Annotated in this window: 20 protein-coding genes; 10 read left to right on the top strand and 10 right to left on the bottom strand. The window is 72.2% G+C overall.

The features are described from left to right. The first annotated feature begins 117 nt into the window (after window positions 1–117). Together ACH45E_RS22895 and ACH45E_RS22900 are read left to right on the top strand one after the other, a co-directional pair. Complete coding sequence (locus ACH45E_RS22895; protein WP_361439222.1) at window positions 118–597, top strand: hypothetical protein; 480 nt, start codon at window positions 118–120, stop codon at window positions 595–597. Beyond that, a complete protein-coding gene (locus ACH45E_RS22900; protein ID WP_361439224.1) occupies window positions 594–1,076 on the top strand; it encodes a hypothetical protein in 483 nt (160 codons plus the stop codon). The genes ACH45E_RS22895 and ACH45E_RS22900 overlap by 4 nt, the downstream gene beginning before the upstream one ends. Here ACH45E_RS22900 and ACH45E_RS22905 read toward each other — a convergent pair. Together ACH45E_RS22905 and ACH45E_RS22910 are read right to left on the bottom strand one after the other, a co-directional pair. Beyond that, window positions 1,039–1,788 carry a class I SAM-dependent methyltransferase gene (locus ACH45E_RS22905; protein WP_361439226.1) on the bottom strand — a complete coding sequence of 250 codons (750 nt, stop codon included), beginning with the start codon at window positions 1,786–1,788 and terminating at the stop codon, window positions 1,039–1,041. The genes ACH45E_RS22900 and ACH45E_RS22905 overlap by 38 nt on opposite strands. Before the next feature lie 5 nt (window positions 1,789–1,793). Further along, window positions 1,794–2,099, bottom strand: coding sequence for a 4a-hydroxytetrahydrobiopterin dehydratase (locus tag ACH45E_RS22910; RefSeq protein WP_361439228.1), 306 nt, complete (start codon window positions 2,097–2,099; stop codon window positions 1,794–1,796). A gap of 340 nt (window positions 2,100–2,439) precedes the next feature. Between ACH45E_RS22910 and ACH45E_RS22915 the strand changes: the two genes are divergently transcribed. The 3 genes from ACH45E_RS22915 to ACH45E_RS22925 all read left to right on the top strand — a co-directional run bounded on the left by ACH45E_RS22915 (window position 2,440) and on the right by ACH45E_RS22925 (window position 5,216). Beyond that, complete coding sequence (locus tag ACH45E_RS22915) at window positions 2,440–3,339, top strand: helix-turn-helix transcriptional regulator (protein WP_361439230.1); 900 nt, start codon at window positions 2,440–2,442, stop codon at window positions 3,337–3,339. 98 nt (window positions 3,340–3,437) lie between these two features. Next, on the top strand, window positions 3,438–4,301 hold the full coding sequence (locus ACH45E_RS22920) for a helix-turn-helix transcriptional regulator (protein WP_361439232.1): 864 nt from the start codon (window positions 3,438–3,440) through the stop codon (window positions 4,299–4,301). A gap of 99 nt (window positions 4,302–4,400) precedes the next feature. After that, window positions 4,401–5,216: an SAM-dependent methyltransferase gene (locus ACH45E_RS22925; RefSeq protein WP_361439234.1), complete on the top strand. Its 816-nt coding sequence runs from the start codon at window positions 4,401–4,403 to the stop codon at window positions 5,214–5,216. A 2-nt stretch (window positions 5,217–5,218) separates the two neighbouring features. Here the strand turns inward: ACH45E_RS22925 and dnaK are convergent, their stop codons facing one another. From dnaK to ACH45E_RS22945, 4 genes are all read right to left on the bottom strand, one after another. Then, window positions 5,219–7,081, bottom strand: a complete 1,863-nt coding sequence (gene dnaK / locus ACH45E_RS22930) for a molecular chaperone DnaK (protein WP_361439236.1) — start codon at window positions 7,079–7,081, stop codon at window positions 5,219–5,221. 153 nt (window positions 7,082–7,234) lie between these two features. Then, window positions 7,235–7,660: an OsmC family protein gene (locus ACH45E_RS22935; protein ID WP_361439238.1), complete on the bottom strand. Its 426-nt coding sequence runs from the start codon at window positions 7,658–7,660 to the stop codon at window positions 7,235–7,237. A gap of 169 nt (window positions 7,661–7,829) precedes the next feature. After that, the gene (locus ACH45E_RS22940) at window positions 7,830–9,920 is read right to left on the bottom strand and encodes a phage holin family protein (protein ID WP_361439240.1); all 2,091 of its coding nucleotides are present in this window, start codon (window positions 9,918–9,920) and stop codon (window positions 7,830–7,832) included. A 125-nt stretch (window positions 9,921–10,045) separates the two neighbouring features. Next, window positions 10,046–10,477, bottom strand: coding sequence for a hypothetical protein (locus ACH45E_RS22945; RefSeq protein ID WP_361439242.1), 432 nt, complete (start codon window positions 10,475–10,477; stop codon window positions 10,046–10,048). Between the two features lie 85 nt (window positions 10,478–10,562). Between ACH45E_RS22945 and ACH45E_RS22950 the strand changes: the two genes are divergently transcribed. Both ACH45E_RS22950 and ACH45E_RS22955 read left to right on the top strand, forming a co-directional pair. Next, a complete protein-coding gene (locus ACH45E_RS22950) occupies window positions 10,563–11,336 on the top strand; it encodes an MBL fold metallo-hydrolase (RefSeq protein WP_361439244.1) in 774 nt (257 codons plus the stop codon). Further along, complete coding sequence (locus tag ACH45E_RS22955; RefSeq protein ID WP_361439246.1) at window positions 11,333–11,959, top strand: VTT domain-containing protein; 627 nt, start codon at window positions 11,333–11,335, stop codon at window positions 11,957–11,959. The genes ACH45E_RS22950 and ACH45E_RS22955 overlap by 4 nt, the downstream gene beginning before the upstream one ends. Before the next feature lie 15 nt (window positions 11,960–11,974). Here the strand turns inward: ACH45E_RS22955 and ACH45E_RS22960 are convergent, their stop codons facing one another. The 4 genes from ACH45E_RS22960 to ACH45E_RS22975 form a co-directional block, all read right to left on the bottom strand. Further along, complete coding sequence (locus ACH45E_RS22960) at window positions 11,975–13,060, bottom strand: MBL fold metallo-hydrolase (RefSeq protein WP_361439248.1); 1,086 nt, start codon at window positions 13,058–13,060, stop codon at window positions 11,975–11,977. Then, complete coding sequence (locus ACH45E_RS22965) at window positions 13,057–14,400, bottom strand: aminotransferase class I/II-fold pyridoxal phosphate-dependent enzyme (protein WP_361439250.1); 1,344 nt, start codon at window positions 14,398–14,400, stop codon at window positions 13,057–13,059. The genes ACH45E_RS22960 and ACH45E_RS22965 overlap by 4 nt, the downstream gene beginning before the upstream one ends. 66 nt (window positions 14,401–14,466) lie before the next feature. Then, window positions 14,467–15,126: a hypothetical protein gene (locus ACH45E_RS22970; protein WP_361439252.1), complete on the bottom strand. Its 660-nt coding sequence runs from the start codon at window positions 15,124–15,126 to the stop codon at window positions 14,467–14,469. Between the two features lie 210 nt (window positions 15,127–15,336). After that, a complete protein-coding gene (locus ACH45E_RS22975) occupies window positions 15,337–16,131 on the bottom strand; it encodes an RNA polymerase sigma factor SigF (RefSeq protein ID WP_361439254.1) in 795 nt (264 codons plus the stop codon). A 295-nt stretch (window positions 16,132–16,426) separates the two neighbouring features. Here ACH45E_RS22975 and ACH45E_RS22980 point away from each other — a divergent pair, with 295 nt between their 5' ends. The 3 genes from ACH45E_RS22980 (at window position 16,427) to ACH45E_RS22990 (ending at window position 19,397) form a co-directional block, all read left to right on the top strand. Next, the gene (locus ACH45E_RS22980; RefSeq protein ID WP_361439256.1) at window positions 16,427–18,235 is read left to right on the top strand and encodes a thiamine pyrophosphate-requiring protein; all 1,809 of its coding nucleotides are present in this window, start codon (window positions 16,427–16,429) and stop codon (window positions 18,233–18,235) included. Window positions 18,236–18,335: 100 nt separating this feature from the next. Continuing rightward, a complete protein-coding gene (locus ACH45E_RS22985; protein ID WP_361439258.1) occupies window positions 18,336–18,713 on the top strand; it encodes a DUF2795 domain-containing protein in 378 nt (125 codons plus the stop codon). Between the two features lie 234 nt (window positions 18,714–18,947). Continuing rightward, a complete protein-coding gene (locus ACH45E_RS22990; RefSeq protein WP_399041333.1) occupies window positions 18,948–19,397 on the top strand; it encodes a hypothetical protein in 450 nt (149 codons plus the stop codon). Window positions 19,398–19,429: the final 32 nt, after the last annotated feature.

Below are 19,429 nucleotides of genomic sequence, written 5' to 3' on the forward strand. Positions count from 1 at the left end.
TTTCCCACTGCTCTCCCAGATGATCTTTTGGGTGGGGTGTCTCCCCTGTTCAGCGACCTCCCTGTCTTGGGACTTCACTGACACAGGATGTCAGGGAAGCCGTCCTAGCGTCCGGGCATGGTCTTCACGGAGAAACTGCTGACCGTGCTGCCGCCGGTCGAGGTGGCCGGGCGGCGCGTCAAGCGCTACCACGTCACCGCCGACCCGGCGGGCATCGCGCCCGAGGTGGAGAAGGCGGCGTACGCGATCCTGCCGGAGCTGCTGCCGGAGCCGGACGGCACGCCGCCGGCGACGTTCGTCGTCCTCCACCGGGGAGGGGACGACGGCGCCTATCTGAACGCATACAGCTGGGTGTGGGACAACGTGCTGCACTTCGGCGGCGCGGCGGCCGGCCAGCCGGTGCTCGGCTGTCCCGACCACGACCCGACGCACTTCGTCCGGCCCGGCCCGCCGTGGATCGGCTGCGTCTGGGAACTGCCGCCGATCCTGCACGAACGCGACGCATGGGTGCGCCACATGCTCGCGCCCGAACGCCCGGACCTGGCCGCCTACCTGGCCGACACCCTGCCCGAAGGAACCACAGGAGACCGCTCATGAGCAGCGCACACGACTTCGACTTCTTCCACGGCGAATGGACCGTCCTCCATCGCCGCCGTACGGACTTCCTCGATCCGGACAGCGGCTGGGAGGAGTTCGGGGCGACGAGCCGCTGCTGGTCCCTGTTCGACGGGGCCGCGAACATCGACGAGGTCGACATCCCGCATCTGGGCTCCAAGGGGCTGACCCTGCGGCTGTTCGACCAGGAGAGCCGTCACTGGTCGCTGAACTGGTCCTCGAGCCGCAGCGGGAAGCTGTTTCCGCCGGTCGTCGGCCGGTTCGCGGGCGACCGGGGCGAGTTCTACGGAGACGACACGCACGACGGGAAGGACGTGCGGGTGCGGTTCGTGTGGTCGGGGGTCTCCCCCGCCACCGCCCGGTGGGAGCAGGCCTTCTCGGCGGACGGCGGGGAGACCTGGGTGACCAACTGGGTCATGGAATTCACCCGGCCGGAGCCTTCCGGAACGACCGCACACTGAAACAGGGGTCGGCACGGGGCCGGTCCTGGTCCGGGAGAGCCGCCAGCCGCTCGGCGAACCGTTCGGTCAGCGGGTCGCCGGGCGGCATCACCGTGAACCAGCCGCGGCGGAGGTTGGCGATCGTGCCGCGGGGGCTGCGGCCCTGTCCGAGGCCGGGGAAGGACGCCCGCCCCGCCGGCCGCAGGCCGTGCCGGGCGGCATGGGCGGCGACGGCGTCGGCGGCGTCCCGGGCGGGACGGCGCGGGCGCGGGGCGAGGACGGCGTCGATGTCGCTGCCGACGTCGTGTGCGGCGGCCTTGTCGACGGTGGTGACGTAGACACCGCCGGGTCTGAGGACGCGGACGCACTCGGCGACGACACGGTCGGCGTCGGCGGCGTCCCGCAGCAGGTGCAGCAGCCACACGCTGGTCACCGCGTCGAAGGTGCCGTCGGGGAAGGGCAGCCGGCGGCTGTCGGCCCGGACCACCGCGCCGGGCAGCCGGGCGGCGGCCATCCGGGTCATGCCCTGGGCCAGGTCCGCTCCGGTGACCCGCATGCCGGGCCGGGCCGCGGCCAGCCGCCGGGTGACGATGCCCGTGCCGCAAGCGATGTCGAGGAGGCGGTGGGCGCCGTCGGGTATCAGCCCGAGGACGGCCTCGGCGGCCGCCGCGGCACGGCCCTCCCCGCCGCGCGTCGCGTCGTAGGCGTCGGCTTCCTTGTCGTAGTCGAGCACGGGCCTCAGTGTGCCCCGTGGCCTGGGGCGAGTTCCTCCACCCGGCGGGCGAGTTCGAAGTCCTTCTCGGTGACGACGCCGCCCGCACTGTGCGTGTTCACGGTGAGCGAGACCGTGTTGTAGCCGAGGGTGAGGTCGGAGTGGTGGTCGAGTTCGTCCTGGACCTGGGCGATGTGCACGACCATCGCCGTCGCCGCGAAGTGCGAGCCGAGCCGGTAGGAGCGGGCGATGCGGTCGCCGTCGAGGGACCAGCCGGGCAGTTCGGCCAGCCGGTCCTCGATCTCCTTCTGCGACAGCGGTTCGACGGCCATCCCTGGCTCCCTTCCTGGGTGTCGGGTACCCGTTCAGCCTGCCACAGGCAGGGCGTCGGGGCGCTGGTCAGGAGGGTGCTGTGGGGTGGTGTCGGAGTTCGGAGTGGGTTCGGGGTGGGTTCGGAGTGGTGATTGTCCACCGTGGACGATGATCGCAGACAATCATCGTCGACAATCGACCGTCGGTGTAGAGAGTCGACCGTCGGGCGCCCTCACCCGTCGCCCCCCGGCGGTCGGGTCGAGGGCCCGGGTCAGGGCGGTGGTGGTCCGGCGCCGTGGCCCTCCCAGGGCAGCTTCCAGGGGTCGTTTCTGCGCGCACTCCTCGACTACGGTCGTACGTATGACCATTGTGTCCTCACGTCCCGCCGCCCCGGCCGGGCCCCCTGCCGTGTCCGGCGCCGCGACCGCTGTGATCCCCGCCGACAAGGGGGTGGGGCCGCTGTTGCGGTCCTGGCGGGAGCGGCGGCGGATCAGCCAGCTGGAGCTGGCGCTGCGTGCCGACTCCTCCGCACGGCACATCAGTTTCGTGGAGACGGGCCGGTCGCGGCCGAGCGAGGAGATGGTGCTGCGGCTGGCCGAACATCTGGACGTGCCGGTGCGGGAGCGCAACGCGCTGCTGCTGGCGGCCGGTTACGCCCCTCACTACCCGGAAACCCCTTTGAACGGCCCGGGGTTGGACGCGTTGCGGGACGGAATGGAGCGGCTGATCGGGGGCTATGAGCCGTATCCGGCGCTGGTGGTCGACGCGACGTACACGGTCGTCGTCGCCAACCGGGGCATCGCGATGCTGCTGGACGGCGTCCCCGAGTCGCTGCTGGCGCCGGCTCCGAACGCGATGCGGCTGACACTGCACCCGGAGGGGCTCGCGCCGCGCATCCGTAACCTGAGGGAGTGGCGCGGGCATCTGCTGCACCAGATGGAGCGGCAGATCGCGCTGCACCGCTCGGACGCGCTGCGTGCGCTGTACGAGGAAGTGGCCGCCTATCCGGTCCCCGAAGAGGGTCACGAGGTGGGGCACGCGGAGGGGCACGCGGAGGGGCACGCGGGCGAACCGGCGGACCCGGTGGCGTACTTCGCGTTGCCGATGCGGATCGAGCACGAGGGCCGGATCCTGTCGTTCGTGTCCTCGATCTCCACCTTCAACACGCCGATGGACGTGACGGTCGCCGAGCTGGCGATCGAGACGTTCCTGCCGGCGGATCCGGCGACGGCGAAGTACTTGCATTCGCTGGTGGGTTGACCGGAGGTCCGGCATCCCTTTCGGCGTCGACCTGGTGTGCGAGCCCGTCTCGCGTGGCACACTGCTCGCGTACTTGGGCGCGTAGGGGAGGACGTGGCGTGAGTGAGCGGCGGGCTGCGCCCACCGTGGGCCAGGTGGTGCTCGGCAAACGGTTGCAGGAGTTGCGAGAGGCGGCCGGGCTGGGGCGTGACGAAGCGGCCCGGGTGCTGCGGGTGGCGTCGGCGACCGTGCGGCGGATGGAGATGGCCGAGGTCGCGCTGAAGATCCCGTATGTGCAGGTGCTGCTCGAGACGTACGGTGTGCCCGAGGAGGAGGCCACGGCGTTCGTGACGCTGGCCGAGGAGGCGAACCAGCCCGGCTGGTGGCAGCGGTTCCACGATGTGCTCCCGGACTGGTTCAGCATGTATGTGAGCCTGGAGGGCGCCGCCCAGGTCATCCGCTCCTACGAGCCGCACTTCGTGCCCGGTCTGCTGCAGACGGAGGAGTACGCGCGGGCGGTGATGGAGGCGGGCACCATCGGCCAGGCCGGGCCGCAGACGATCGAGCGCCATGTGTCCCTGCGGATGACCCGGCAGGGGCTGCTGGAGCGGGAGGATCCGCCGCACCTGTGGGTGATCATGGACGAGACGGTGCTGCGGCGGCCGGTGAGCGCGCACGCCGAGGTGCTGCGCGACCAGTTGGACAAGCTGCTGGAGTACGCCGAGCGGGACCGCGTCACGATCCAGGTCGCCGAGTTCGCCAGCGGGCCGCACCCGGGGACGTACGCGCCGTTCTCGCTGTTCCGTTTCGCCGAACCGGAGTTGCCGGACATGGTCTACACCGAGTATCTGACCGGCGCCCTGTATCTGGACTCCCGCAAGGAGGTCTCCGCGCATCTGGAGGTCCTCGACCATATGACGGCGCGCGCCGCGTCGGTGCAGCGGACCCGGAAGATCCTGAAGGAGTGCCGTGCGATGTACTGATCCGGCACCCGCACCGCGCACCGTCCTGTCAACGCGAATCCCCGCCTCAACGCACATGCCCGCCGGTTCAGCCGGCTTACGCCGAGGAGCACACACCGCATGACCGGATCCGATGCCGCCGCCCCCCGTATAGACACCAGCCGGCCCCATCCGGCTCGCGTGTACGACTGGTGGCTGGGCGGCAAGGACAACTACCCGGTGGACGAGGAGCTGGCGCGGAAGATCCTCGCCGTGGACGGCACCGTGGTGCGCGGGGCGCGCGCCAACCGCCGGTTCATGCAGCGGGCCACCCGCGCGGTCGCCGAGGCGGGGATACGGCAGTTCCTCGACATCGGTACCGGCATCCCCACCGAGCCGAACCTGCACCAGGTGGCGCAGCGGGTGGCTCCGGAGTCGAGGGTCGTGTATGCCGACAACGACCCGATCGTGCTGCGGCACGCCCAGGCGCTGCTGCACGGCTCCGCCGAGGGCAGCACCGACTATGTGCACGCGGACGTCCGCGACCTCGACACCATTCTCCAACTGGCCGCCGCGTCCCTGGACTTCTCCCGGCCCGTCGCGCTGTCGCTGGTCGCGCTGACGCACTATCTCGGTGACGCGGCCGACGGTGACGACGTGCACGGCCTGCTCAAGCGGTACGTCGACGCCCTCGCTCCCGGCAGTTGTCTGATCCTGTCCCAGGTCACCCCCGATCTGAACCCGGAGGCCATCGAGAAGGCCGCCGGCCTGTTCCGCCGCAACGGCACGCCGTTCCACCCACGGGCGCTCGCCGAGTTCTCCCGTTTCTTCGACGGGCTGGAGCTGCTGGGCCCCGGAGTCATCCCGGTCACCGGCTGGCGGCCGGAGCCCGAGGACGTGGCGGTCCAGGCGGAGGGCATCGTGCCGGTGTACGCGGGGGTGGCCCGCAAGCCCTGAGCCTAGGCAGCTCCGCCCTTGGTGTTCTTGTCGTCGTCGACGATCTCCGCGTCCACCACGCCATCGTCGTCCTGCGGCGCGGTGTGCTGTCCGTCGGTGTCCGTGGGGGTCTGCTGGGCCTGGGCGTACATGGCCTGCCCCATCTTCTGACTTACGGTGGCGAGTTTCTCGACGCCGGTGCGCAGGGCGCTGGTCTCGGCGTTCTCCTTCAGGAGGCTCTTGACCTCCGCGCACGCGGACTCGACCTCGGGTTTCGTGTCGGCCGGGATCCTGTCGCCGTTGTCGCGGAGGAACTTCTCGGTCTGGTAGACGAGTTGTTCGGCCTGGTTGCGGGTCTCGGCGGCCTCGCGGCGAGCGCGGTCCTCCTCGGCGTACTGTTCGGCCTCCCGCATCATGCGGTCGATGTCGTCCTTGGGCAGGGCCGAGCCTCCGGTGACGGTCATCTTCTGTTCGCGGCCGGTGGCGAGGTCCTTCGCGGAGACGTGCATGATCCCGTTGGCGTCGATGTCGAAGGCGACCTCGATCTGTGGGATGCCGCGCGGGGCGGGCGGCAGGCCGGTGAGGTCGAAGACGCCGAGCTTCTTGTTGTAGGCGGCGATCTCGCGTTCGCCCTGGTAGACCTGGATGCCGACCGAGGGCTGGTTGTCGGTGGCGGTGGTGAAGATCTCCGAACGGCGGGTGGGGATCGTGGTGTTGCGTTCGATCAGTTTGGTCATGATGCCGCCCTTGGTCTCGATGCCCAGGGACAGCGGGGTGACGTCGAGGAGGAGTACGTCCTTGACGTCGCCGCGGATGACGCCCGCCTGGAGGGTGGCGCCGACGGCGACCACCTCGTCGGGGTTGACGCCCTTGTGCGGGTCCTTGCCGGTGAGTTCCTTGACGAGGTCGGTGACCGCGGGCATGCGGGTGGAGCCGCCGACGAGGATGACGTGGTCGACCGCGGAGAGCTGGACGCCGGCGTCCGTGACCGCCTGGTGGAAGGGGGTTCTGCACCGGTCGAGCAAGTCGGCGGTCAGTTCCTGGAACTGAGCTCTCGTCAGTTTTTCCTCCAAGTGCAGCGGGCCCTCGGCGGAGGCGGTGATGTAGGGCAGGTTGATGCCTGTCTCGGAGGACGACGACAGTTCGATCTTGGCTTTCTCGGCGGCCTCGCGCAGTCGCTGCACGGCCATCTTGTCACCGGTGAGATCGATGCCGTACTGCCCCTTGAAGCGCCCGGCGAGGTGTTCGACGACCCGCTGGTCCCAGTCGTCACCGCCGAGGTGGGTGTCGCCATTGGTGGCCTTCACCTCGATGACGCCGTCGCCGATCTCCAGGAGGGAGACGTCGAAGGTGCCGCCGCCGAGGTCGAAGACGAGGACGGTCTGCTCCTCGCCGCGGTCGAGGCCGTAGGCGAGGGCGGCGGCCGTCGGCTCGTTGATGATCCTGAGGACCTTCAGGCCGGCGATCTCCCCGGCCTCCTTGGTGGCCTGCCGCTGGGCGTCGTCGAAGTACGCCGGTACGGTGATCACCGCGTCGGTGACGTCCTCGCCGAGGTAGGCCTCCGCGTCCCGCTTGAGTTTCTGCAGCACCCGTGCCGACAGTTCCTGGGCGCGGTAGCGGGTGCCGTCGACGGAGCCCTGTTCGGGGAAGCGCCAGTCGACCTCGCCCATGTGCCGTTTCACCGAGCGGGCGGTGCGGTCGACGTTGGTGACGGCCTGCCGTTTGGCGACCTCGCCGACGAGTACCTCGCCGTTCTTGGCGAAGGCGACGACCGACGGTGTGGTCCGCGCACCCTCGGCGTTGGCGACGACGGTGGGCTCACCGCCTTCCAGGACGGCCACCACCGAGTTCGTGGTCCCGAGATCGATTCCCACCGCGCGTGCCATCTGCTCTCCCCTTCCGCCAGGGCGCCGGCTCGTTCCGCCTTCCCAGCACAGGATGCGAGTGGGCCGTTGTCAATGGCGGGTACCCCCGGGGCGGCGGGCAAGACGGTGCCGCGCCCTCGATCGCGGGGCGCGGCACAGGTCCGGCGGCAGGAGTCAGGCGAGCTTCGCCGACAGGGTGATGGTGGTGCCGGTGAGGGCCTGGCTGACGGGGCAGTTCTTCTTGGCGTCCTCGGCGGCGGCGACGAACGCGTCGTTGTCGAGGCCGGGAACGGTGCCCTCGACGGTGAGGTGGATGCCGGTGATGCCCTCGCCCGGCTGGAAGGTGACGTCGGCGGAGGTGACGAGCTTGGTGGGCGGGGTGCCGGCGCCGGTCAGGCCGTGCGACAGCGCCATGGAGAAGCAGCTGGAGTGGGCGGCGGCGATCAGCTCCTCGGGGCTGGTCTTGCCGTTCGCCTTTTCGGCGCGCGACGGCCACGACACCGGCTGATCGCCGATGCCGGAGGAGTCGAAGGTGACGACGCCGTTGCCCTCGAGCAGGTTGCCTTCCCAGGCGGTGTGTGCGGTGCGCGTGGTTGCCACGGTGTGTCCTTTCGCGTGTGTTTCCGTGTCCGGGATCCGTAGTCCGGGTCCGTGGTCCGGCTTCCCTTGTCCGAATCCGTTGTCCGGGTTCCGTCGCTCCCATCCGATCACATTCCGGCCCGTCGTACCCGCAGGACCCGGTTCACCCCGGGTGAACGGCGAGCGGCGCTCAGGCGGCTCTCCTGTCCCGCTCCGTCTCCGCGTCGGCGTCCGTGACCGGTACCTCGGGTCCGTTGGACTCGCGCAGCCAGCGGCGCAGGACGCGGTGCACCTGCTCGGCGCCGGTGATCCGCTCGCTGTCGTCGGCGGGCGGGGACAGCGTGAGCGGGGACAGCAGGAAGGGGCGGGCCTGGGCGCCGCCGAGGCCGCCGTGGGAGCCGATCTGCTCCTCGAAGGCGAGGACTTCGCCGTCGGCGGGGTCGTAGAAGGAGTTGACCATGATGTCGGCGGTGTGCGGGAAGGAGTGGGCGCGGCGGACGGCGTCGGCGGCGCCGGGGCCGAAGACGGCCAGCGGACCGGGTTCGTCGTCGAGTCGTTCGAGGGGGATCTCGGCGCCGTACGCGCCTAGCACCACGCCGTCGTGTCCGGCGCTGCGGACCAGCAGGAAACCGACGCCGGGATGGTTGGCGAGGGTGGCGAGGAGGGCGGGGTGGCGGGCGTCGATCTCCTCCTTGGTCATGCGGTGCGGGACGTCCGGGAAGGAGATCAGGCCGAGGTTGCCGGAGGCGAGCACGATCGGCTCCGAGTGGCGGGCGGGGTGGTTGCGTTCGCCGCGGGTCTCGGCCGGGCGGCGCAGGGCGGCGCGGACGGCGGCCCGGGCCTCGGCACCGCTGTGGGTGCGTTCGGCCTTGCGCGGGACGGGCAGGCCGCAGCCGGCGCGGACGAGGTCGGCGAGGGTGAGGCCGTAGCGGGCGCGGAAGGTTTCGCCGGGGCTCTGGCCGTGGTCGGACAGGACGACGATCCGATAGGGGCGGGGGGCGTGTTCGGCGACGTTCTCGATCAGGGCGAGTGAGCGGTCCAGCCGGGCCAGGACCTTCGCGGCGTCCCGGCTGTGCGGCCCGGAGTGGTGGGCGACCTCGTCGTAGGCGACGAGGTCGGCGTAGACGGCGGTGCGGCCGGCGAGCATGTCGCCCATGACGGCGGTGACGACGACGTCCCGTTCGACGACGGTCGCGAAGGCGCGCACGAACGGGTACAGGCCGCCGCGGCCCACCCGCGGGCGGTGCTTGCGCAGCCGGGCGTGGGTGGACTGGCCGATCTCGCGGGCGACCTCGGCGACGAAGGACAGGGCGGTGCGGACGGCGTTGGCGGGGTCGGAGAAGTAGGCGAAGTAGCCGGCCCGCGAGCGGTTCTCACGGCCGCGGCGGCGGGTGGCGATGGACAGGACGAGGGCCTGTTCGTCGGCGCCGCCGCTGAAGAGGTTGCCGCGGCTGGCGCCGTCCACGGTGAGCAGTCCGCCGTCGCCTGTATGCGATATCGCACGGGCTTGCAGTTCGGCGGCACTCGTCGGTCGATTGCATACCATCACCTCGCCCCGGTCCTTCTCGTACCAGCGGAAGGCGGGGATGTCGAAGGTGCTGCCGTGCAGGATGCCGAGCTGGCTGGCGCCGGTCTGGCTGGACCAGTCGGTGCGCCAGGGGGTGAGCCGGTGGGTGGGCCGCGCGCCGTCGCCGGCGGCGAGCCAGCGGCCGACGGTGGGCATCACTCCCTTGGCGACGGCGTCGGTGAGGATGTCGTGGCCTACGCCGTCCAGCTGGACGAAGACGGTGCCGGGGCCGGCCGGGCAGGGCGGGTGGGTTCTTCGGCGGCGGTCGGCGAGCCGGCGCAGCCTGCGCCGGTAGGCGTCGTCGTCGCGGACGGTGAGGGCGGCGCCGGTGGCCGAGGCGACGGCGGACATCACGGCGGCGACGATGACGGCGGTCTCTGGTGCGGCCTCGCTGTCGCCGGAGGGGTTGATCCGCAGGGCGAGCAGCAGCAGCGAGCCGTTGAGGAAGAAGACCAGCAGGCCGAGGACGAGGGCGGGCACGAGCAGCAGCAGCCGTACGAGGAGGGGCCAGACGACGGCCGACAGGACGCCGAAGGCGCCGGCGCCGAACGCGGCGGTGACGGCGATGCGGGTGGCGCTGTCGCTGTCGGTGGACTGCAGTTGGAAGTCGGGCAGGAGACCGGCGAGAACGAGCATGGTGAGGGTGGAGACCACCCACACCGCGATGCTCCGCCCGATCTGACCGGCGATCCGCCGCCACCGCCAGCCACGCACGCCCCGCACCCCTTCGCTGTCCCGACAGATGTCCCGACGTCCCCGGCCCGCGGCCGTCGCGGGTGTTCGATTCCCCCCACCCTGTCATACGAGCCGTTCGACCGCCCGGCTCCCCGCGACAGGGTCTACCGCCCGTCGTAGCCGGCGGTGGGCATCGACAGTCTGCGGTGCACCTGTGCCTTCATCTGGGCGTCGTAGCGGGGTTCTTCCCGTCCGACGGTCTCCACGCGCACTCCGCGCCGGCTCGCTTCGGCGGTGAACTCCTCGACGGAGGAGAGCGCGGACTCCAGGACGCGGCGGCTGGGGGCGACGAACAGGTCGTGTCCGGGGCGGACACCGTCCCAGAGCGCCGTGTGGTCGTGGCGCAGCCGTCGTACGAGGAGTTCGCGGGCGACGACGTAGCCGTGCTCGGCGGCCCAGCGGGCGCACATCGCGTGCTGGCTGCGGGAGTCGACGAGGAAGGGGTCGATCTCCAGCTCCTCCAGGGGAGTCAGGCTGGCGATCGCGGTGACCCGTACCAGCGCGGCCCTGCCGGAGGCAACCCGTACCTGTCCCATGGCGTCCCCCCCTCACCTCCGGGTTTTCCCGCCGACCCTACTCCTGCCCGTAGGCTTCGGGGAGTCGCGCGAAGGAGGCAAAGCGGTGCCGGTGGAGATCACCTGGTGGGGTCACGCCACCTGCACGGTCGAGGACTCGAACACGCGCGTGCTCACCGATCCTCTGTTCGCCCGCCGGCTCGCGCATCTGCGCCGGCGCCGGGGTGCGCTGCCGCCGCCGGGGGCGTGGCACGCGGACGTGGTGCTGGTGTCGCATCTGCACGCCGACCATCTGCATGTGCCCTCGCTGGCGCGGCTCGCGCCGGGCACGCGCCTGCTCGTGCCCCGGGGCGCGCCCCGTGCGGTGCCGGGGCTGCGCCGGCTCGACGGGCTGCGGATCACCGAGGTGGTGCCCGGGGACCGGGTGGAGGTGGGTCCGCTGGTGGTGCGGGTGGTGTCCGCGCGGCACGACGGGCGGCGACTGCCGGTGGGTCCGCACCGCTCCCCCGCGCTCGGGTATGTCGTCGAGGGCGAGGCGCGGACGTACTTCGCCGGGGACACTGGCCTGTTCGATTCGATGGCCGAGGAGGTCGGGCGGGTGGACGTGGCGCTGCTGCCGGTGGGCGGCTGGGGCCCGTACCTGGGTGAGGGGCATCTGGACGCGGGGCGGGCGGCGCGCGCGCTGGCCGGGCTGGCGCCGCGGGTCGCGGTGCCGGTGCACTACGGGACGTACTGGCCGATCGGCATGGACGCGGTGCGCCCGCACGAGTTCCACGCGCCGGGTGACGAGTTCGTGCGGCTTGCGGCGGCGCACGCGCCGGGCGTGGTGGTGCACCGGCTCGGGCACGGGGAGAGCGTGCGCCCGGAGGTCGCCCGGTGATACGGCTCGCCGCCGTCGTGACTGTCGTGCCGGCCGAGTCGACCCGGCAGGCCATCGGGTACCCGTCGCTGTTCCTGCTGGTGCTGATCGGAGCGCTGGTGCCCGTCGTGCCGACGGGGGCGCTGGTGAGTACCGCCGCGGTGGTGGCGTTCCATCAGACGGCGCCGTTCTCGTTGGCGCTGGTGTTCGTGACGGCGTCGCTGGCGGCGTTCCTCGGGGATGCGGCGCTGTACTGGCTCGGGCGGCGCGGACTGGGGTCGAAGAACGGGTCGCGGTGGCTGGCGGCGATCCGGGCGCGGGCGCCGGAGGACCGGCTGACGCAGGCCCAGGGGAAGCTCGACGAGCACAGTGTGGCGGTGCTGGTGCTGTCCCGGCTGGTGCCGGCGGGGCGGATCCCGGTGATGCTGGCCTGTCTGATGGCCGAGTGGCCGCTTCTACGGTTCGCGCGGGGCAATCTGCCCGCGTGCCTTGCCTGGGCGGCGACGTACCAGGTGATCGGGATCCTCGGCGGATCGCTGTTTCCCCGCCCGTGGGAGGGCGTGGTCGCGGCGGTCGCGCTGACCGTGCTGGTCAGCGTGATACCGAGCGTGTGGCGCCGGGCCCGGCGGGCCGTCAGGGCTTGAGCGTACGACGGGCGGTCACGGCAGGGTCCGTGAGCCTCCCACCGGCAGGTCCCACAGGTCCTCCCGCTCCAGGCCCGCCTTCTCCCAGGCCGCCTGTACGCGCGTGAGCGGTTCCAGGACCGGCTCCGCCGACAGGACGAACGTGCCCCAGTGCATGGGGGCCATGCGCCGGGCTCCCAGGTCCAGGGCGGCCTGCACCGCCTCCTCCGGGTCGCAGTGGACGTCGCTGAGCCACCAGCGCGGGTCGTAGGCGCCGATGGGCAGAAGAGCGAGGTCTATGCCGGGGTAGCGGCGGCCTATGCGGGAGAACCAGTGGCCGTACCCGGTGTCGCCGGCGAAGTGGACGCGCTGTCCGTCGGGGGCGGTGAGGATCCAGCCGCCCCACAGGCTGTGGCAGGTGTCGGTGAGGGTGCGCTTGGACCAGTGGTGGGCGGGCACGAAGTCGAAGCGGACGCCGGACAGTTCGGCCGCCTCCCACCAGTCGAGCTCGGTGATGGCGGTGAACTTGCGGCGGCGGAACCAGCTGCCGAGGCCGGCGGGCACGAACACGGGGGTGTCGCGCGGGAGTCGGCGCAGGGTGGGGGCGTCCAGGTGGTCGTAGTGGTTGTGGCTGATGACCACCGCGTCGACGCGGGGCAGTTCCTCCCAGGCGACGCCCACGGGGGTGATGCGGGCGGGGGTGCCGAGGATACGGCGGGACCAGACGGGGTCGGTCAGGACGGTCAGCCCGCCGATGGACACCACCCAACTGGCGTGCCCCGCCCAGGTGACGGCGACGGTGCGGGAGTCCACGCGGGGCGGCGGGCCGGGGGTGCAGGGCAGCCGGGGGATGTCGGCGAGGCCCTCCTTGCCGGGACGCACGGCGCCTTCGCGGGCGAAGCGGGCGATGGCCTTGAGGCCGGGCAGCGGGGCGGTCAGCCGGTCGTGGAAGGTCCGTGGCCACACCCGGGTCTCGCCCAGGGGGCGGGGCGCGGCGAGCGGCGGACAGGGGGGCGCGAGGGGGGACGTGGCCGTCGGTTCGCCGGCTTCCGTGGCGGTGGTGGTGGCCGTGGTGAGGGCGGCGGTGGCGGTGGTGGTGGTCGACTCGGACTGCTGCGTCATCGAGGAGGCTCCCATCGCTGAGCGTCGTCGCGGAGATCGTCGAAGACCGACCTCAAGGAGATCAACGCGCGTTGCACATGTGGCAGTTCCCACGGCGCGGGGGCCGTGAGGCATTCCGTGCGTTGCTCGTCCGTGCCGCCCAGCAGCGGCCCGGTGGCCAGACGCACGCGCAGCGCCGGCAGGTCGTCGCCGAAGCGGTGGCCGCCGGGCGCGGGCATGCCGAGCCGGGCGGTGAGGAAGTCCTCCAGTTCCTGCGCGTCGCCGACGCCTTGCGCGGCGAGCGCGGTGCGCAGCGGTTCGAGATCGGCGTACAGGTGCCGGCCGGCCTGCGGCGGCCGGGCCAGGGCGCCCGCGGCGGTGACGACGGCGTGCGCGGCGGCGGCCACGCGCGCGTGCAGCCGTACGGCGGCGGCACGGCGTTCGACGACGGGCTCGGGTTCGTCCAGCGCGTACCCGGCGGCGGCCGCCACCGGCCCGGCGACGCTCGCGCCCAGCGCGGTCAGGACGTCGAGCACGCGCGCGTGGAGCGCCGCTCCGGTGTCCGAGGCGGGGAAGCGGGCGACGGCGGCGGGCCAGCCGGGCGGCAGCAGGGAGCCGGCCAGGTCGGAGACGACGGTGACGTGGTCGGGCAGCATCTCGGCCGGGCTGAGCAGCACGGTGTCGTGCGGGGCGTGCAGGGTGTCGCGCCAGGTCTCGTCACTGACCAGGTGCAGTCCCTCGCCGACGGCGGCCTCGAGGGTCTCGTGCAGCAGTTCGGGCGGTGTGACGGTGGCGGTGGGGTCGTCGGCGACGGAGAGCACGAGCAGCCGCGGGTCGCCGCCTTCGGCACGCACGCGGCGTACGGTCTCCAGCAGCGCGTACGGGTCGGGCACGCCGCCGGATTCGGCGGGGGTGGCGACGTGGAAGGCGGGCCTGCCGAGCAGGCGCGCGTACGGTGCCCACCAGGCGGCGCAGGGCCGGGGCACGAGAACGTCGCCGCCCTGCGCGGCGGTCAGCGCGAGCAGCAGCGACGGCGCGCCGGGGCCGGCCGCCGCCTGGCCGGGCTGCGTGGGCAGGCCGCGCCGCGTCCAGTAGCCGCACGCCGCCTCCAGCAGCGCCGGGCCGCCACCGGCCGGCTGGCCCTCGGCGCGGCCCGCGGCGGCGGCAAGTACGGCGGACAGTTCGGGCAGGACGGGCAGTCCGTCGCCGGGCAGGGCCGGGCCGTAGCGCACCGGGCCGTGGCCTTCGGGGGCAGGGCGTTCGGGACTGTGGCCCGTGGGGCTGTGGGCACCGGCGTTCCGGCCGCCGGTGCCCGGGTCGGAACGGACGGAGCCGTCGCCTTCCGGGTCCGTCCGCCGCATGTCCGCCTCCGCGCAGTCCGTGTGCCGTGTCCGGTCGTGTCCTGGCCCGTCCTGTCCCCGTTGCCGTCACGGGCCATCGCTGTGTCGTGATGCTCCGGGGGCTCCGGGGACTCTCCAGTGCCACGGGTACCCAGAGGTGCGCCGGTGCATCCGGTACACCGCGCCCGCGCCCGCCGCCGCGATCAGCACCGCGCCGGCCGCCAGCGCGGGCACGGACGCGTCGAAGGTGCCGCCCTCGCCCGCGTGCGCGCCGTGCGGGACGGTGGGCGGGGCGCAGGAGGGGTCACCGGGGAACTCGGCGCAGTCGTGGCCGGCGTCGCCCCGCCCACCGGTGTCCTGTCCGCCGGCATCCTGTCCTCCGGTGTCCCACGCGCCTTCGTCCCGGCCACCGGTGTCCTGTCCGCCGGCGTTCTGTCCCCCGGCGTTCTGTCCCCCGGTGTCCTGTCCCCCGGCGTTCTGTCCGCCGGCATCCTGTCCGCCGGCGTCCCACGCGCCGTCATCCCGTCCGCCCTCGTCCTGCCCGGCCATGCAGGGCTTGGCGTCCGGACCGGTGGTACTCGCACGGGTGGCGTCGGGGCCGACGGCATCGGACCGGCCGTCGGTGCCGGTGACCGCGGCACCACCCGGACAGGACGCGGAGACGGGTTTCGCGTACGCGTCCGGCGCGACGGCGAACGCGGCCGCGGCGAGGACGGCGACGGACAGGGCGCGTGCGGTGCGGCGCATGGTACGGGCTCCTCGGAACGACGGCTGCGACGGCGGCTGCGACGGGCGCGGCCTGCGCGTCCTCGCTTGCCATCACAGCCCGCCGCACCGCGCGCCGCGCGCGGCCGGAGCCCATTGGCGGGACGCCCGGGGGCCTTCCGGGTGATGCGGCGGTCCGGCGGGTTTCGGTCCCGCGGGTCTCACCTCACGTCCGGCGCCGTCCTTGCCGTCCTACGCCACGTCCCTCATCACCTGCTCGCGCAGCCGGTCGCAGCAGCGGCTGATCAGCCGGGAGACGTGCATCTGGGAGATGCCCATCTGCTCGGCGATCCGGCTCTGGGTCATGTCACGGAAGAACCGCATGTACAGGATGGCCCGCTCGCGCTCGGGCAGAGCGGCCAGCCGGGGTTTGACGGCCTCTCGGTCGACGACGGTGTCGAGCGCGGGGTCGGGGGCGCCGAGGGCGTCGCTGAGGGAGTAGCCGTCGTCGCTGCCCGGCAGTTCGGCGTCCAGGGACAGCGCGGAGAAGCTCTCCAGTGCCTCCAGGCCGACCCGGACGTCCTCCTCGGTCATGTTGGCGTGCTGGGCGATCTCCGCGACGGTGGGACGGCGGCCGGGGATGGTCTGGGAGAGGTCCTGGCCGGCGAACCGTACCCGGTTGCGCAGGTCCTGGACCCGGCGGGGCACGTGCAGGGTCCACATGTGGTCGCGGAAGTGCCGCTTGATCTCGCCGGTGACGGTGGGCACGGCGTAGCTCTCGAAGGCGTTGCCGCGTTCGGGGTCGTACCGGTCGACAGCCTTGACCAGGCCGAGGGCGGCGACCTGCCGCAGATCCTCGTAGCTCTCGCCGCGGTTGCGGAACCGTCCCGCGATCCGTTCGGCCATGGGCAGCCAGGCCTCGACGATCTCGTCGCGCAGGGCGTCGCGTTCGGCTCCGGGCGCGAGGGCGGTGAGGCGGCGGAAGGCGTCCGCGGTGTCGGGGGCGTCGTGGTGGGGGTGGTGCTTCGTGCTCGCTCGGTTCGGCATGGTGCGTCGCAACTCCCCTGACGTGCTGGGTTCGACGGTCACCGTGGGAGCGCATCCGGTCCGGACAGACGCACCCATGGCGACGATTCGCCGCTCCCACGGAGGTGTGCCTCCTGTCCGAAGCACTGTGCTGCTGCGCCTGCCCCCGGCCCGATGGGGCAAACACCCGTCCGGCACCCGTCCGGCGCCCCTCCGACGGCCCGCTGGGCCCGCACAGGTTTTCCGCATGCCCGTGGGGTGACTCGGAAACCGCTGACCGGGTCGTCCGCTTCCTCACCACCTGGAGGGTGTCTCCATGAGCACGCAGGTCTCCGACCACATCCTCGCGCGGCTGCGCGAATGGGGTGTGGAGCAGGTCTTCGGCTATCCCGGCGACGGTATCAACGGCCTGCTCGCGGCCTGGGGACGGGCCGACGACCAGCCGCGGTTCATCCAGTCCCGGCACGAGGAGATGTCCGCCTTCCAGGCGGTCGGCTACGCCAAGTTCTCCGGGCGTCTCGGGGTGTGCGCGGCGACTTCGGGGCCGGGGGCCATCCACCTCCTCAACGGGCTGTACGACGCCAAGCTGGACCATGTGCCGGTGCTGGCGATCGTCGGCCAGACGCACCGGACCGCGATGGGCGGCTCCTACCAGCAGGAAGTCGACCTGCACACGCTGTTCAAGGACGTCGCCTCCGAGTTCCTGGAGACGGTGACCGTCCCCGAGCAGCTGCCCAACGTACTGGACCGGGCGATCCGCACCGCGTACGCCCGTCGCTGCCCCACGGCGATCATCGTCCCGGGCGACGTGCAGGAACTGGAGTACTCGGCGCCCACGCACGAGTTCAAGATGGTGCCCTCCAGCCTGGGCATGAGCGAGTCGACGGCGATCCCGACCGACGACGCGCTGCGCAGGGCCGCGGAGATCCTGAACGCCGGTGACAAGCCGGCCATCCTGATCGGGCAGGGCGCCGCCGGGGCGGTCGCGGAGGTGCAGCGGATCGCGGAGCTGCTCGGCGCGGGCGTCGCCAAGGCTCTGCTGGGCAAGGACGTGCTCAGCGACGAGCTGCCGTACGTCACCGGTTCGATCGGTCTGCTGGGCACGCGTCCGTCGTACGAGCTGATGAGGGACTGCGACACGCTGCTGACGATCGGCTCCTCGTTCCCGTACACGCAGTTCATGCCGGAGTTCGGCAAGGCGCGGGGCGTGCAGATCGATCTCGATCCGCACATGGTCGGGATGCGTTATCCGTACGAGGTGAACCTCGTCGGCGACGCCAAGGCGACCCTGCAGCGGCTGATCCCGCTGCTGGAGGCCGACCGCGGGGGCCGGCCCGAGGACCGGGAGTGGGCCGACACGGTGTCCGCGAACGTGCGGCGCTGGCACGAGACGATGGAGCGGCGGGCGCATCTGTCGGCCGACCCGATCAACCCGGAGTACGTGGCGCGGGCGCTGGACCCGCTGCTGCCTCAGAACGCGATCCTCACCTCGGACTCGGGTTCGGTGGCCAACTGGTACGCGCGGCACATCACCATGCGGCCGGGGATGCGCGGTTCGCTGTCCGGGACGCTGGCGACGATGGGCGCCGGGGTGCCGTATGCGATCGGAGCGAAGTTCGCGCATCCGGACCGGCCGGTGGTCGCGCTGGTCGGTGACGGTGCGATGCAGATGAACGGGCTGGCCGAGGTGATCACCGCGGCGAAGTACCGGGACCGGTGGACGGATCCGCGGCTGGTGTTCGCGGTGTGGAACAACCAGGACCTCAACCAGGTCACCTGGGAGATGCGCGCGATGGAGGGTGCTCCGTCCTTCCTGCCCTCGCAGGAGCTGCCGGACGTGCAGTACGCGGCGTTCGCGCGTTCCCTGGGGCTGACCGGGATCCGGGTGGAGAAGCCTCAGGACGTGGAGGCGGGCTGGCGTGCGGCGCTGGAGGCGGACGGGCCTTCGGTGGTGGAGTTCCTCACCGACCCCGCGGTGCCGCCGATTCCGCCGCACGCCTCCTGGGAGCAGATGGAGGCGACGGCCGAGTCGATCCTCAAGGGCGACGCGGACCGCGGGGCGATGATCAAGCGGGGTTTCAAGGCGAAGGTGCAGGAGTTCCTGCCGGGGCACGACGGGAAGTAGCCGCGGCTGTCGTTTCCGGCGCGTTTTCACCCGGTGGATCCCGTGTCGGCGTGCGGTCCCCGGGTACGCGGTGCGGACCCCCGAAGATCTGGAGGGACACATGCAGCGAGGCAGTGACCGGCTGAGCGTCCACCGGGACGAAGAGATGAAACACGAGCTCCAGGGCCTGCTCCGGTCCGGGCACCCCACGCGCACGGAGGAGTGGCACGACCCGGAGCCGACCGCCGAGGACGACCCCGAGGTCTGGGGCGGCCCGGTGGTACCGGGGCGCTCCGGTGCCACGCTGGAGACGGTCCGGTTCGAGCTGGCCCGGATTCTGGGGCGCCACGCGTTCCCGGCGGGGCCGGCCGACCTGGCGCGGACCCTGCGTCGCAAGAACGCGCCGGACGCCATGATCGAGGCGGTGGCGCGGCTGCCGCGGCAGGATCAGTTCACCACTGTGCAGGAGCTGGCCGAGGCTCTGGTGGGCCGCGGATGAGCCGGGGCCAGGCGGCGGAGATCGCCGCCTCGGGCGTCACCGTCGATGTCGGTGACGCCACCACCCGGTACCTGCTGTACGGGCTGCTGCCCGGCTGGTTCGTACCGGGTCTGGCCGACTGGGTGATGCACCGGCGCACCCGCATCGAGGACACGGCCGGGACGAAGGAGTCCCTGATCCTCCCCCACTGCCTTAAGGGCGTGGGAGGTACCCCCAACCCTGATGATGGCCGAGGTGGGTCTGCCGATCGCGCTGACCCTGCGCTACGAGGTCAACCCGTTGCTGCTGTCGGTGCAGCTCGGGGCGGCCGCCGTGCATGAGGCGACGGCACTGTGGGACGTGCGGACGGCGGTGGACAGCGACCGTGAGGTCAAGCCGGTCGAGCAGCACATCCACAGTTTCCTGGAGTCGCTGCCGTTCGCCGGGCTGAGCGCGCTGATGTGCCTGCACGCCGACCAGGTGCGGTCGTTGCTGCGCGGTGGCCGGGGCGATCCGGACGCGTGGCGTCCGGTGCCGCGCCGGCGGCCGCTGTCGCCCGGCTGTCTGGCGGCCATCGGCGTCGGGATCGGCGCGTGTGTGCTGCCGTACGGCGAGGAGCTGCTGCGCTGCCGTCGGGCGGCCCGGGCGAGGAAGAAGCTCCACCGGGACGACAGCGCCCGGTGGCGGGCGACCGACGAGGACTGAGACGTCGCAAGGCTGCGACGTCGCCATTCGAA

The organism is Streptomyces sp. NPDC020299 (assembly GCF_044387825.1).
Lineage (GTDB): Bacteria > Actinomycetota > Actinomycetes > Streptomycetales > Streptomycetaceae > Streptomyces.

Excerpts from the sequence above, each read along its gene's own strand:
- ACH45E_RS22960 (WP_361439248.1), bottom strand. The coding sequence starts at position 13,060 with ATGACGCAGCAGTCCGAGTCGACCACCACCACCGCCACCGCCGCCCTC.
- ACH45E_RS22895 (WP_361439222.1), top strand. The coding sequence starts at position 118 with ATGGTCTTCACGGAGAAACTGCTGACCGTGCTGCCGCCGGTCGAGGTG.
- ACH45E_RS22915 (WP_361439230.1), top strand. The coding sequence starts at position 2,440 with ATGACCATTGTGTCCTCACGTCCCGCCGCCCCGGCCGGGCCCCCTGCC.
- ACH45E_RS22975 (WP_361439254.1), bottom strand. The coding sequence starts at position 16,131 with ATGCCGAACCGAGCGAGCACGAAGCACCACCCCCACCACGACGCCCCC.
- ACH45E_RS22985 (WP_361439258.1), top strand. The coding sequence starts at position 18,336 with ATGCAGCGAGGCAGTGACCGGCTGAGCGTCCACCGGGACGAAGAGATG.
- ACH45E_RS22925 (WP_361439234.1), top strand. The coding sequence starts at position 4,401 with ATGACCGGATCCGATGCCGCCGCCCCCCGTATAGACACCAGCCGGCCC.
- ACH45E_RS22970 (WP_361439252.1), bottom strand. The coding sequence starts at position 15,126 with ATGCGCCGCACCGCACGCGCCCTGTCCGTCGCCGTCCTCGCCGCGGCC.
- ACH45E_RS22945 (WP_361439242.1), bottom strand. The coding sequence starts at position 10,477 with ATGGGACAGGTACGGGTTGCCTCCGGCAGGGCCGCGCTGGTACGGGTC.
- ACH45E_RS22910 (WP_361439228.1), bottom strand. The coding sequence starts at position 2,099 with ATGGCCGTCGAACCGCTGTCGCAGAAGGAGATCGAGGACCGGCTGGCC.
- ACH45E_RS22900 (WP_361439224.1), top strand. The coding sequence starts at position 594 with ATGAGCAGCGCACACGACTTCGACTTCTTCCACGGCGAATGGACCGTC.
- ACH45E_RS22965 (WP_361439250.1), bottom strand. The coding sequence starts at position 14,400 with ATGCGGCGGACGGACCCGGAAGGCGACGGCTCCGTCCGTTCCGACCCG.
- dnaK (WP_361439236.1), bottom strand. The coding sequence starts at position 7,081 with ATGGCACGCGCGGTGGGAATCGATCTCGGGACCACGAACTCGGTGGTG.
- ACH45E_RS22980 (WP_361439256.1), top strand. The coding sequence starts at position 16,427 with ATGAGCACGCAGGTCTCCGACCACATCCTCGCGCGGCTGCGCGAATGG.